Below are 13,617 nucleotides of genomic sequence, written 5' to 3'. Positions count from 1 at the left end.
AGGATGAGATCCATGGCCGGCCGAATTCGACAGAGTGACGTCGATGAGGTGAAGGCCCGAACGAACATCGCCGATATCGTCGGCGATCACGTGAGCCTGAAGTCCGCGGGCGTCGGCTCGATGAAGGGGCTCTGCCCGTTCCACGACGAGCGCAGCCCGAGTTTCCACGTGCGCCCCGCGCTCGGCTACTACCACTGCTTCGGCTGCGGCGAGTCGGGCGACGCCTACACGTTCCTGCAGCGCATGGACCACGTCTCGTTCACCGAGGCGGTCGAGCGTCTCGCCGGTCGACTCGGCTACGAGCTCCACTACGAAGACGGCGGGCAGGCCAGCGATCACGGCAACCGCGCCCGCCTGCTCGCCGCGAACCAGGCGGCCGCGGAGTTCTTCACCGACCAGCTCGGAACCGCCGAGGCCGAGGTCGGTCGCCGATTCCTCGGCGAGCGCGGCTTCGACGCCGAGGCCGCGCGCCGGTTCGGCGTCGGCTTCGCGCCGAAGAGCTGGGACGCGCTGACCAACCACCTCAAGGGGCGGGGCTTCTCCACCGAGGAGCTCTCGGCGTCCGGGCTCGTCTCGCAGGGCGATCGCGGCGTCTACGACCGGTTCCGCGGGCGCCTCGTGTGGCCCATCCGCGACGTGACCGGCCAGACGGTCGGCTTCGGCGCGCGGCGCCTGCTCGACGACGACAACGGCCCGAAGTACCTCAACACCCCCGAGACGGCGGTCTACCACAAGGCGCAGGTGCTCTACGGGCTCGATCTCGCCAAGCGCGAGATCTCGAAGTCGCATCGGGTCGTCGTGGTCGAGGGCTACACCGACGTCATGGCCTGCCATCTCGCCGGCGTCACGACCGCGATCGCCACCTGCGGCACGTCCTTCGGCGTCGACCACATCAAGGTGCTCCGTCGCGTGCTCGGCGACGACTCGGGGGTCGGCGAGGTCGTCTTCACGTTCGACGGCGATGCCGCAGGGCAGCAGGCGGCGATGCGCGCCTTCGCCGAGGAGCAGCGGTTCGCCGCGCAGACCTTCGTCGCGGTCGCTCCAGACGGGCTCGACCCGTGCGACCTGCGCCTCGCGCGCGGTGATGGCGCGGTGCGCTCGCTCGTCGACTCGCGAACGCCCCTGTTCGAGTTCGTGCTCAGGCACACCGTCGAGCGGTACGACCTCGAGACCGTCGAGGGGCGCGTGGCGGCGCTCCGCGCCGCAGCTCCGGTGATCGCCGACATCCGCGACCCGGCGATGCGACCCGGCTACACGCGTGAGCTCGCGCGCATGCTCGGCGTCGAACTCGGCGAGGCGACCCGTGCGGTCCGACAGGCGCAGTCCCGTCCGCGCGACGGCGGCTCGCGCGACGCGGCGAGCGGCGCCGAGCGGCAGAACGGCAGCAGGGTCTCGCCCGAATCCGGCGTTCAGGCTCCGGCCGCGGCCGAGCGTCCGTTCTCGATCGTCGACCTGCCGAACGACCCGGCGACCAGGCTCGAGCGCGATGCGCTGCAGGCGATGCTGCAGTACCCGGCCGAGGTGGGCGACGACCTGCTCCGCCATGCGCTCGACTGCCGGTTCACCAACGCGTCGCTCGCGGTCGTGCGCGACGGCATCTCATCCGTGCTCGCCTCGGGTGATGCGCTGCTCCGCGTCGACCGGGTCGTCGCAGAGGTCCCCGCGCCGTTCGCGGGCGTCGTGCACCAGCTGGCCGTCGCCCCCGTTCCGCAGCGCGGCAACGCCGAGCTGGACGTCTACGTGCGGGGGGTCGTGAGCGCGCTCATCGATCGTGAGCTGCTGCGGCAGAAATCCGAGCTCCTCGGGCGCCTGCAGCGCACCGACCGGGCGGATGCCGAGACCTACGCCGCGCTCCAGCGCGGCCTCGTCGAGCTCGAGCGCGAACGACGCGCGCTTCGCGGCGACTGATCTGCGGCCGGGCCCGAGCGATCCGCGGCGGATCTCGTCGTGTCAGCCGCCGGCCCGCTGCACGATGCGATCGAGTTCGGTTCGCAGCTTCGCGTCGTCGGCACCGCCGGGCCAGAGCTTGATCAGGCGGCCATCCGCATCGATGAGGGCGGTCATGGGCGCCTCGGCGACGGCGTACGAGCGCCACACCTGCAGGTCGGGGTCGACGATGACGGGCTGGGTGACGCCGAGGTCGTCGAGGTGCTCGACGAGCGCATCCTGGCCATCGGCCGGGTCTCCGGCCACGAGGGCGACGGTGACGGCGTCGCCGTAGTCGCGCGTGATGGCGTCGATCACCGGCTGCTGCTCGTCGCAGCGCGTGCACCAGGAGGTCGTGAACTGCAGCACGGCCGGGCGGTCGCCCCAGAGGTCCTCGTTGCCGACGGGGGATCCGTCGACGAGCTCCGCGTCGATGGTCGGCGCCGTCGGTGCGTCGGGGCTCTCGGCGAACGTCACGCCCTCGGGCAGCGCCCCGGGCATCCGATCGGCTCCTCCGAGGTCTTCGGGGGTGCATCCGGTGAACAGCATGGCGGTCAGTGCGACGCCGACCAGGAGCGCAGCACGCTGGGGGAGTGACATCAGTGGTCTCCGGTCTCGAGGATCGCGCCGGGGTCGGCGAGCGGGGGAACCGCGATCGGCGCGGCGTCGGCGGGCGTGTACCGGTAGGAGCCGGCGTCGCGGCCGTCGATCGTCACGGTGTAGTCGAGGTCGGGCGCGAGCCCGGAGGCCGCGATGCGGAAGCGGCACGCGGTGGGGATCCGCGGTGCGGCGCCGTAGTCGATGTCGTCCATGCGGACGGCCTCGCCGTCGGGGAGCTCGACGACGATGCGATCGGACTCGTGCTCGAGCACGACCTCCGCGCCGCGGTGGATGTACTCGTTCGGCCGTGCACCTGAGCACGCCTCGCCCTCGACCCTGAGGTTCGAGTCGCGCACGAGCACGTCGATCGTCGGCGCGTCCGACGCGGCGCCGCCCGGGCCGGAGCAGCCGGCGAGGAGGGCCGCGGCCACCGTCACGACGGCTGCCGCGGAAAGGATGCGGGGGAGTCTGGTCACGTCTCGGGCTCCGCTCGTGGAGGTTGCCGGATGGATCGAGATGCCGGCACGGGTGCCTCCCCGCGGTGGCGAGGAGGCACCCGTCCTGGGCATCGACGCTAGTTCAGGGTGAACGTGAGCGTCGTGGTGTTGCCCGCGACGTCGTAGACGACGAGGGTGTTCTGGCCGACGACGCCGCCGAAGGCGCCGGGCTTGACGAAGTTGAGGTCGGACCACGCGTTGTTCGTGAGGTCCTTCACCACTCCGTTGAGCGTCAGCTTGTCGATCTTGCCGGCGTCGTTGAGCTTGAAGCTCACGAGCGAGTAGACACCGTCGGCGCCCACCGTCTCGGTCGCCCCGGTCTTCAACGTGACCGTCGGGGCGGTCGCGTCGATCGTGAACGCGAACGTCCCGGTCTTGGCGATGTTGCCCTTGAGGTCCTCGGCGTTGTACTTCACCGTGTAGTTGCCGTCGGGCAGGGTGACCGTGGCGTTGTGCGTGGCGCTCGTCGCGCCGTTCGCGGCGGTCTGGGTGCTCTTGACGAGCGTCGTCCCGCTGTACACGTTCGCCACGACCCGCTTCAGGCCGTAGTTGTCGGTCGCGTCGACCTGCACGGTGAGTGCCTTCGACGGGCCGGCGGTGGTCGGCGAGACGAGCGTCGCCACGGGCTTGACGGCGTCGACGACCGAGGTCTTGGTCGTCGCGGTCGCGGCCGGGTCGTTCTCGGACGTGACCGTGACCGCGACCGACGGTGCGGCCGTCGGAACGCCGTCGCCCTCGTACTCGAGGTAGACCGGCACCTCCTTGGTCGCTCCGGTGCCCACCGTCAGGATCTCGTTCGGGATGCGCACGGTCCAGCCGGCAGCCTCGCCCTCGATCGCAGCGGAGACCCGGTAGATGTCGGCGTCGGCGATCGGGTCGGATGCCGCAGCTCCGGTGTTGGTCACCGGCACCGTGAGGCCGAGCAGGCCGCTCTCGAGCGAGCCCGAGTTCGCGACTGCGCCGAGTGCGACGCCGCGAGCCTGGGTCGAGGTCGACGTGAGCGAGCGGATCGCGACGTCGTAGGCGAGCAGGCCCTCGTCATCGCGCTCCATGTCCGTGATGTAGAAGTGGAGCCCGTTGGCCTCGTCGACGTACTCGTACTCGGAGCCCGAGTCGGTTCCGGCGTGGAAGAGCGCGTCGTTCAGCTGGCGCTGGTCGCCTCGCGTGATCATCACCGGCGTGCCGTCGGGACGGACGTAGTCCACCGTGTCGATGTTCTGCGGGTTGGCGTCGATCGTCCAGATGAACGGGTTCGAGTCGCGGTTCTTCGTCTTGGCGATCATCACGCCGTGGTCGGGCTGGAACGAGTCCGTGCCCATCCGGTCGATGACCTCGAGCGTGTAGTTGTCGTAGCTTCCGCCGTCGCAGTCCCACGTGGCCTGGCCGGTGGCGTCGACCCCGCGACGGCTGCACGAGCCCGTCGAGTTGTCGGCGGCAGCCGAGGTCGGCTTGTCGAGCACGAGGTTGACACCGGTGAGGATGCCGTCGCCCATCACGGCGCGCGAGGTGATCCGCGTGTTCACGAGACCGTACTGGTCGAGCGTCTGCTCGGGCAGGTTGAGGTACTCGTCCTCCTCGATGAGGTTGAGGTTGATGCGGTTGCGCAGGGCGACGCCGGCCGGCTGCGATCCACCGGCGACGGACGGGACGCTCCACCGCTGGTGCGTGCCGCCGGGGCCGTTGAACGATCCGCGTGCAAGCACGTCGAACGGTCCGCTCGTGTCGCGCAGCGGGCCGCCGTCGGCGCCCTCGACGCCGTACGGGTTGCCGTAGTTGTCGGCGATGCCGAGGATGTGGCTGAACTCGTGCGCGTACGTGCCCATGCCCGAGGACTCGGCCTGCGTCGAGTTGCCGGCGTTGCCGCCCGATGGGAAGTTGGCGTTCGGCCAGTGGTTGATCGCGGCCTGCCACGAGGTCCACGGGATGTACCGGGTCTTCGCCCAGTTCGCCATCGGCTGGCCGTTCTGGTCGAGGGCGACGCCGTTCTCGTCACGCGGCGGTCCGAAGTCGTCGGTGACGTCCTCGGGGTTCTCGAACAGCATCTGGCCGAACTCCTCCCACGTGGAGGACTCGTCGTGACCGGCCGTGATGTAGAACACCTGGTCGAACTTCTTCAGCGGCTCGGTCTCGCCGATGTCCGCGCCCCAGAGCGCGAGCGCATCGGGGCGGATGTTCTTGTTGCACGAGTCGCCCTGCGGGCAGAACGCCGCGTTCGGCTTGTTGAACGAGTCGTTCAGGCCGTACTCCTGGATGTCGCCCGGCAGCGTGTAGGGGCCGAACGCCTCCATCTGCACGCTCAGGCGTCCACCCGACTGCTCCATCCAGTACTCGTTGATGGTGCGGCCGTGGTTGAGCTCGTTCGGCTTGTTCAGCAGGTCGAGGTAGAACTGCGGCACGTCTTCGCGATCGATGCCGTTGGCGAGGCCCGACGGGTCGCCGAAGGGATGGGCGCCCTCCTCCTCCGTCACGAGGAACGGCTGGTTCTCGAAGTCCAGCAGCACGATGGCGCCGTTGAACTGCCGGTCGGTGCCCTCGTCGTCGTTGGCCCAGTCGGTGCCGGGGACGTCGACGTAGTCGTCCCAGGTCATGTCGTCCATGTTCACCCAGTTCTGGGGGTCGATGGGGTCGAGGACGGCGGGGTCGATCGCCGCCTGGGGCGCCGCGAAGGCGGTGCCGCTCGACACCGTCGCGATCGCGAGGACGCCGACGGCGACCGCCGAGGCGATGCCGGACCGCCTCAGCCGTGTTCTGGATCTGTGTTCACGTCGTGCCATTGTGCAACCTCCGGTTCGATGTGCGCGAGTCGCTACAACCCGTCTCTATGCATCACATGTGATGCGGCACTGAGTCCGCTGAGGATGTGATGTTTCCGGAATCATTCCACTGTCCGAACGACCAGCAACAGGTCGGAGGCGCGGAGGATGGATGGGTACTTCCGATGAGTACTCTTCAGGATTTTCGACCATTACGGTCCGATAACGTTGGCTTCTGCCTCAAGGTCGAGGTGCTAACTCTTGAAGTGTTCTCCCGCACACAGCTGAACGGACGGGGCTGCTCGCCCGCACCCTCGAGGGTGCAGACGGTTCGCCCGGTCCGCGCCGCACCTGGAATTCCAGCGTGTCGGAATCACCAAAACTCGGGGGTCGCTTCGCGGCCGAGCCGATATCCAAAGGAAGAGGTAGACGGACATGTCATCCGCATCCATCACCCGGCGCCGCACGCTCATCGCGGCCGCCGGCGTCTCGGTCGCAGCGCTCGCGCTCGCGGGCTGCACCGCCTCAAGCGGCGGCGACGATACCGCAGGCGGAACGCTCACGATCGGCACCACCGAGCAGGTCACGGCACTCGACCCCGCGGGTTCGTACGACAACGGCTCCTTCGCCGTCATGAACCAGGTCTACCCGTTCCTCCTGAACACGCCGTACGGCAGCCCCGACGTCGAGCCCGACATCGCGGAGTCGGCCGAGTTCACCGCGCCGACCGAGTACACGGTCAAGCTGAAGCCGGGCCTGAAGTTCGCCAACGGCAACGACCTCACGGCCTCCGACGTGAAGTTCACGTTCGACCGCCAGACGGCGATCGCCGACGAGAACGGCCCGTCGTCGCTGCTCTACAACCTCGAGTCCACCGAGGCCGTCGACGACACGACCGTCGTCTTCCACCTGCTGAGCGAGAACGACCAGATCTTCCCGCAGATCCTGTCGAGCCCGGTCGGCCCGATCGTCGACGAGGACGTCTTCTCGGCCGACTCGGTGACGAGCGACGACGACATCGTCAAGGGCAACCCGTTCGCCGGCCAGTACGTCATCACGAGCTACGACTTCAACAACCTGATCTCGTACAAGGCCAACGCCGACTACGACGGCCTCCTGGGTGCCGCGAAGACCGACACGGTCAACGTGAAGTACTACACGGATGCCTCGAACCTGAAGCTCGACGTTCAGGAAGGCAACATCGACGTCGCGAACCGCACGCTCAGCGCGACCGACATCGAGGACCTCCGCGGCAACGACAAGGTGAAGGTCGTCGACGGCCCCGGTGGCGAGATCCGCTACCTCGTCTTCAACTTCGACACCATGCCGTTCGGTGCGACGACCCCCGAGGCCGACCCGGCGAAGTCCCTGGCCGTCCGCCAGGCGATCGCCGACCTCATCGACCGCGACGCGATCTCCGAGGACGTCTACAAGGGCACGTTCACGCCGCTCTACTCGTACGTCCCCGAGGGCCTGACCGGCGCGAACGAGGCGCTCAAGGGCCTCTACGGCGACGGCAACGGCGCACCCGACGCCGACAAGGCGGCCGAGCGCCTCGAGAAGGCCGGCGTCACGACGCCGCTCCCGATCTCGATCCAGTACGTGGCCGAGCGCTACGGACCGTCGTCGAGCGACGAGTACGCGATCATCAAGGAGAACCTCGAGGAGAGCGGCCTGTTCACGGTCGACCTGCAGTCCACCGAGTGGGTCCAGTACTCCAAGGACCGCGTCGCGGACCTCTACCCGGCCTACCAGCTCGGTTGGTTCCCCGACTACTCCGACGCCGACAACTACCTGACGCCGTTCTTCCTCAAGGAGAACTTCCTGTCGAACCACTACGACAACGCCGAGGTCAACGACATGATCCTCGAGCAGGCCGTCACGACCGACCCCGCAGCGCGTGAGGCGCTCATCGGCGAGATCCAGGACGCGGTCGCGGCAGACCTGTCCACGATCCCGTACATGCAGGGCGCCCAGGTCGCGGTCGTCGGCTCCGATGTCGAGGGCACCGAAGACACCCTCGACGCGTCGTTCAAGTTCCGCTATGCGGCGCTCTCCAAGGGCTAGTCACTCCGACTAGAGTCGATCCAGTTCGACCGACGGGGGCGACCCGCATCCTGCGAGTCGCCCCCGTTCCATGTTTCACAGTGAGGAATCCATGTCCGCTGTCGATCTGGCGCCGGCGCCAGGCATCCCGACCCCCGGCGCCGTCAAGGCCAAGCCCAAGGGCGGAGGATTCGCACGCTATCTGCTCGTGCGATTCCTGCTGATCTTCCCGACGATCTTCATCCTCGTCACGCTCGTGTTCTTCCTCATGCGCACGACGGGCGACCCGATCACGGCCGCGCAGGGCGGCCGGCTGAGCCCCGAGGCGCTCGCCGAGCTGCGCGCAGCCGCCGGCTACGATCGCCCGATCCTGATCCAGTACCTCGAGTACCTCTCCCGCATCGCGGTGTTCGACTTCGGTTCGACGCTCACGACGAACCGTCCGGTGGTCGAGGTGCTCATGACCTACGGCCCCGCGACGTTCGAGCTGGTGTTCTACTCGCTCATCGTGGCGTTCGCCGTCGGCATCCCGCTCGGCCTCGCGGCCGCCTACTACCGCGACAAGGCGCCCGACGCCATCTTCCGCGTGCTCGCCATCTTCTGGTACGCGGTGCCGATCTTCTTCGCCGGCCTGCTCCTCAAACTCATCTTCGCGGTGTGGCTGAAGTGGCTGCCGGTCGCCGGACGAGCCAGCGTCGGAGCCGAGCTGCAACTGCAGACCCTGCCGAACAAGACCGGGTTCTACACGATCGACGCCCTGATGACCGGCGACCCCGCCGTGCTCGGCGACGTGCTCGCGCACGTCGTGCTGCCCTCGATCGCGCTCGGCCTGCTGACGGCGGGCATCTTCCTCCGCCTCGTGCGCACGAACGTCATCGGCACGCTCTCGACCGACTACGTGGACGCCGCCCGCTCGCGCGGCGTGGCCGAGTCCCGCCTGCTCCGCAAGCACGCGTACCGCCCCGCGCTCATCCCGATCATCACCGTCATCGGCCTGCAGATCGCGTTGCTCCTCGCCGGCGCCGTGCTGACCGAGACGACGTTCGAGTGGAAGGGCCTCGGCTTCGCCCTGGCGGAGTTCCTCGAGTCGCGAGACTTCGTGGCCGTGCAGGGCATCGTGGTGCTCCTCGCGATCATCGTCGCGCTCACCAACTTCGTCGTGGACATCATCGCCGCGTTCATCGACCCGAGGGTGAGGTTCTGAGATGACCACGGCATCCGCCACCACCGTTACCACTCCGAAGCGGCGCCTCCGCGACCGCCTGCCGATCGTGCACCAGCTCCGCCAGAGCATGGGCCTGCAGCGGGGCATGCTCGTCGCCGGCCTCGTCATGATGGCCATCTTCATCCTGACGTCGTTCCTCGCGCCGCTGCTCGCGCCGTACGGCTTCGCGCAGCGCAAGACCGACGGCGTCGCGTTCGGCACCCAGCAGCCGCCGTCGATCGAGCACCCGTTCGGCACCACGGTCGGCGGCTACGACGTCCTCTCGAGGGTCATCTGGGGCACGCAGACGGCGATCATCGTGATCGTCATCGCGGTGCTGCTCTCGATCTTCATCGGTGTCGCGCTCGGCCTCTACTCCGGCTACTTCGGCGGATGGCTCGACCGCGTGCTCGTGGTGGTCTGCGACGCGATCTACGCGTTCCCGTCGCTGCTGCTCGCGATCGTCCTCTCGATCGTGATCTCCGGCGGCCAGTCCGACCTCTGGGGCGGCGTGCTCGCCGCCGCGGGGTCGATCACGGTCGTGTTCATCCCGCAGTACTTCCGCGTGATCCGCGCCGAGACGGTGCGCATCAAGGCGGAGGCGTACGTCGAATCGGCGAAGGTGCTCGGCGCGTCGAACTCGCGCATCGTGTTCAAGCACGTGTTCCGCAACGCGACCCGCACGCTCCCGCTCATCATCACGCTGAACTCGTCGGAGGCGATCCTCACGATGGCCGCCCTCGGCTTCCTCGGGTTCGGCATCGAGCCGACCGCGGCCGCCGAGTGGGGGTACGACCTCAACAAGGCCCAGTCCGACGTCACGAGCGGCATCTGGTGGACCGCGCTCTTCCCCGGCCTCGCGATCGTGTTCACGGTGCTCGGCATCACCCTCGTGGGCGAGAGTCTGAACGACCTCGCCGACCCGCGACTGCGCGGTCGCCGCCGCGTGGCCAAGGCCGCCGGCCAGGTCGCGCAGACCTCGGTCGTGCCCGGTGGCACGCTGACGGCCGGCCCCGGAGGGCTGGCCGGCCTCGAAGACGGGGAGACGTTCGACGAACACGGAATCGAGGTCAAGTCATGAGCACGGTGGTCGACATCAGGAACCTCGGCGTCTCGTTCGCGACCGACGCCGGCGCGGTCAAGGCCGTCGACGACGTCTCGCTCTCGGTGAAGCGCGGTGAGGTGCTCGCGATCGTGGGCGAATCGGGCAGCGGCAAGACCGTGACCGCGAAGACGATCCTCGGGCTCCTGCCCGAGACCGCGACCACGAGCGGCGCGGTCGTGCTCTCGAACCGCGCCGGCACGCGCGAGAGCGACATCATCTCGCTCTCGAAGCAGCGGCTCCGCGAGGTTCGCGGCACCGACGTCGCGATGGTCTTCCAAGAGCCGTCGACGGCGCTGAACCCCGTCTACACGGTCGGTTGGCAGATCATCGAGGGCATCCGCGCCCACGGCGAGGTCTCGAAGGCCGATGCCAGGGCGAAGGCCATCGAGATCCTCGGTCGTGTCGGCATCCCCGACCCCGAGGAGCGCATCGACCACTTCCCGCACCAGTTCTCGGGCGGGCAGAAGCAGCGCATCGTGATCGCGATGGCGCTCGTGCTCGAGCCCGGCCTGATCGTCGCCGACGAGCCCACGACCGCGCTGGATGTCACGGTGCAGGCCGAGATCCTCGACCTGCTGCGTCGATGCCGCGACGAGTTCGGCGCCGCGATCGTGCTCATCACGCACAACATGGGCGTCGTGGCCGACCTCGCCGACCGCGTCGCCGTCATGTACCAGGGCAACCTCATCGAGCAGGCGCCCGTCGGCGAGCTGTTCGCGAACCCGCAGGAGGAGTACACGAAGGCACTCCTCGCCGCGGTGCCCTTCGTCGGCCACGGCACGGCGCGTGCCGAGGCTCGCGCCGCGGTTCGCCCCGAGGGGTGGGCCGATCAGGTTCCGGTGGTGCAGGCGACGGGCCTCGAGATCGAGTATCCGGGCCGGTTCGGGCGCACGGGCTTCCGCGCGGTGAGCGGGGTCGACCTCGCGATCCTTCCGGGCGAGGTGCTCGGACTGGTCGGCGAGTCGGGCTCCGGCAAGACCACGATCGGGCGTGCCATCGCCGGCCTCACGAAGGTCACCGGCGGTTCGCTCCGCGTGCTCGGCGCCGAGATGAACGGCATCCGCGAGCGCGAGTTCCGGCCGCTGCGCAGCCGTATCGGCTTCGTCTTCCAAGACCCGGCGTCGAGCTTCAACCCGCTGCTCACGATCGCGGAGTGCGTGGCGGAGCCGCTCATCATCCACGGGCGAGCCCGCGATGCGCGCGGCGCGCGGCGTCGGGTCGACGAGCTGCTCGAGGCGGTGCAGCTGCCCAAGGCCTACGGCGACCGGTACCCGCACGAGCTCTCGGGCGGCCAGCGGCAGCGTGCGAGCCTCGCCCGGGCGCTCGCCCTCGAGCCCGAGCTGCTCATCGCCGACGAGCCGACCTCCGCGCTGGACGTCTCGGTGCAGGCGCGCGTGCTCGAGCTCTTCGCCGAGCTGCAGCGCGAGTTCGGGTTCGCGTCGCTGTTCATCAGCCACGACCTCGCGGTCGTCGACCTGCTCGCCGACCGCATCGCGGTGCTCTACCACGGCAAGCTCGTCGAGGAGGGCACGGGCAGCGAGGTGCTCGGTGCGCCGCAGCAGGCGTACACGCAGCGACTCCTGGCCTCGTTGCCGGTTCCCGACCCGGTCGCGCAGGCCGAGCGCCGAGAGCAGCTCCACCGTCTGCGGGCGGCCGACTGATGGCTCCCGCCGAGCACGGGTACCCGATCGTCGTGAGCGATCTCTCGCTCGAGTACCCGGCGAAGGGGCCGAGCCCGGCGCACGTCGCGCTGCGCGGGCTCAGCCTCACGATCGCCCCCGGCGAGGTCGTCGGTCTGCTCGGCAGCGCCGGCAGCGGCAAGAGCACCCTGGCCAAGGTGCTCTCGGGTGCGGCCTTCGATCCGCGCTCGTCCGACGCGCGTCCGGTCATCACCGGAGGCGAGGCGTCCGTGCTCGGGCACCGCCTGCGCGGGTTGTCGAAGCGTCGCGTGCCCGAGCTGCGGTTCCACGTCGGCTACCTCGCCCAAGACGCGGGCTCGCGGCTCACGGCCGATCGCAGCGTCGCGGAGATCATCGCCGAGCCGATCCTCGAGCGCGACCGGCGCTACAACCGGCGTGCCCTCGAGACCCGGGTCGCGACGATGCTCGACAGCGTTCGGCTGCCGCTCGGATACCTGCAGAAGTACCCCTACGAGCTGAGCGGGGGCCAGCGCCAGCGCGTGGCCCTCGCGCAGGCGCTCGTGCTCGGTCCGTCGGTGCTCATCGCCGACGAGCCGACGGCCGGCATCGATCTCACCGTGCGCGACGCGGTCGCGCAGCTCATCGGCGAACTGCGCGAGCACCAGCGGTTCTCCGCGCTGCTCATCAGCCACGACCTGCCGGTGCTGCGGCGCACTGCCGACCGCATCGCGGTGCTCGATCGCGGCAACCTCGCCGCGCTCGGCACGATCGAGGAGGTCTTCCACGATCCGAGCCACCCGTACGTCGCCGCACTCGCGGGCGCGCTCGACGACGGTCACGCGATCATCGACGAGCTCGACGGCGGCCGCAGCGCGTGACGACGGAAGCCGCAGGCACGACGCCGGGCGACGGCGGGGTGTCCGTGCTGCCGCACGCCGACGCGTCGGTCGAGGCCGCGGTGCGCCGTGCGGGCGGCGAGGTCGTGCCGCTCGGCGACCGCACGCGGGGCATCGTGTGGGTCGCGGCATCCGGTTCGTCCGAACTCGACGACGTGCTGGCGCGGCATCCGGACGTCTCGTGGGTGCAGCTGCCCTGGGCCGGCGTCGATGCGTTCGCGCCGACCCTCGCCGGGTTCCGCGATGACGGGCGCGTCTGGACGAGCGCCAAGGGATCGTACGCGCGACCCGTCGCCGAGCACGCGCTGACCCTTGCGCTCGGCGTGCTGCGCGAGCTGCCGCGCCGAGCGCGGGCGAGCGAGTGGCAGGCCGACGAGCGGGGGCGCAGCCTGTTCGGCATGCGCGTCGTGATCGTGGGCGGGGGCGGCATCACCGAGCAGCTGCTGCGCCTGCTGCAGCCGTTCGGCGTGCACGCGATGGTCGTGCGCCGTCGCGACGTGCCGGTCGGCGGTGCCGAGCGAACGGTGACGGATGCCGCGCTGCACGAGGTGCTCGGCGACGCCGATCTCGTGTTCCTGGCGGCCGCGCTCACCGAGCGCACGCGCGGCATGATCGGCGCCGCCGAACTCGCCCTGATGCCCGACGGTGCGGTCCTCGTGAACGTGGCCCGCGGCGGACTCGTCGACACCGAGGCGCTCGTCGCCGAACTCGCGAGCGGCCGGCTCGGGGGAGCGGGGCTCGACGTGACCGATCCCGAACCACTGCCGTCGCGGCATCCGCTCTGGTCGCTCGACACCGCGATCGTCACGCCGCACGTGGCCGACACCGAGGCGATGACCGTGCCGCTGTTCGCCGAACGTGTCGAGGCGAACGTGGCCGCGTTCCTCGGGCGCGGCGAGTGGATCGGGCGCATCGACCTGCACGCCGGATACTGATCGTCGGCATTCGAC

General features: G+C 69.5%; 10 protein-coding genes. 7 read left to right on the top strand and 3 right to left on the bottom strand.

Going from position 1 to position 13,617, the window contains the following annotated elements; translation table 11 throughout:
- Positions 1 to 12: 12 nt before the first annotated feature.
- On the top strand, positions 13 to 1,908 hold the full coding sequence (gene dnaG, locus ASE68_RS11025) for a DNA primase (protein ID WP_055858358.1): 1,896 nt from the start codon (positions 13 to 15) through the stop codon (positions 1,906 to 1,908).
- Positions 1,909 to 1,950: 42 nt separating this feature from the next.
- On the opposite strand, the gene ASE68_RS11020 is transcribed toward dnaG, so the two are convergent.
- The 3 genes from ASE68_RS11020 to ASE68_RS11010 form a co-directional block, all read right to left on the bottom strand.
- Positions 1,951 to 2,526 (bottom strand): TlpA disulfide reductase family protein, encoded by a 576-nt coding sequence (locus ASE68_RS11020; protein ID WP_055858355.1) that lies wholly within the window; start codon positions 2,524 to 2,526, stop codon positions 1,951 to 1,953.
- A complete protein-coding gene (locus tag ASE68_RS11015; RefSeq protein ID WP_055858352.1) occupies positions 2,526 to 3,002 on the bottom strand; it encodes a hypothetical protein in 477 nt (158 codons plus the stop codon). Before ASE68_RS11015 ends, ASE68_RS11020 begins: the two co-directional genes overlap by 1 nt.
- A gap of 98 nt (positions 3,003 to 3,100) precedes the next feature.
- A complete protein-coding gene (locus tag ASE68_RS11010; RefSeq protein ID WP_055858349.1) occupies positions 3,101 to 5,797 on the bottom strand; it encodes a hypothetical protein in 2,697 nt (898 codons plus the stop codon).
- A 414-nt stretch (positions 5,798 to 6,211) separates the two neighbouring features.
- Here ASE68_RS11010 and ASE68_RS11005 point away from each other — a divergent pair, with 414 nt between their 5' ends.
- From ASE68_RS11005 to ASE68_RS10980, 6 genes are all read left to right on the top strand, one after another.
- On the top strand, positions 6,212 to 7,843 hold the full coding sequence (locus tag ASE68_RS11005; RefSeq protein WP_055858346.1) for an ABC transporter substrate-binding protein: 1,632 nt from the start codon (positions 6,212 to 6,214) through the stop codon (positions 7,841 to 7,843).
- 91 nt (positions 7,844 to 7,934) lie between these two features.
- The gene (locus ASE68_RS11000; protein ID WP_055858343.1) at positions 7,935 to 9,026 is read left to right on the top strand and encodes an ABC transporter permease; all 1,092 of its coding nucleotides are present in this window, start codon (positions 7,935 to 7,937) and stop codon (positions 9,024 to 9,026) included.
- A 1-nt stretch (position 9,027) separates the two neighbouring features.
- Positions 9,028 to 10,107, top strand: coding sequence for an ABC transporter permease (locus ASE68_RS10995; protein ID WP_055858340.1), 1,080 nt, complete (start codon positions 9,028 to 9,030; stop codon positions 10,105 to 10,107).
- Positions 10,104 to 11,792: an ABC transporter ATP-binding protein gene (locus ASE68_RS10990; RefSeq protein WP_055858337.1), complete on the top strand. Its 1,689-nt coding sequence runs from the start codon at positions 10,104 to 10,106 to the stop codon at positions 11,790 to 11,792. The genes ASE68_RS10995 and ASE68_RS10990 overlap by 4 nt, the downstream gene beginning before the upstream one ends.
- The gene (locus tag ASE68_RS10985) at positions 11,792 to 12,649 is read left to right on the top strand and encodes an ATP-binding cassette domain-containing protein (protein ID WP_055858334.1); all 858 of its coding nucleotides are present in this window, start codon (positions 11,792 to 11,794) and stop codon (positions 12,647 to 12,649) included. Before ASE68_RS10990 ends, ASE68_RS10985 begins: the two co-directional genes overlap by 1 nt.
- Complete coding sequence (locus ASE68_RS10980) at positions 12,646 to 13,602, top strand: D-isomer specific 2-hydroxyacid dehydrogenase family protein (protein WP_235480835.1); 957 nt, start codon at positions 12,646 to 12,648, stop codon at positions 13,600 to 13,602. Before ASE68_RS10985 ends, ASE68_RS10980 begins: the two co-directional genes overlap by 4 nt.
- Positions 13,603 to 13,617 lie beyond the last annotated feature (15 nt).

This window comes from Agromyces sp. Leaf222 (assembly GCF_001421565.1).
GTDB lineage: Bacteria > Actinomycetota > Actinomycetes > Actinomycetales > Microbacteriaceae > Agromyces.
This window is presented reverse-complemented; position numbering and strand designations above follow the sequence as displayed.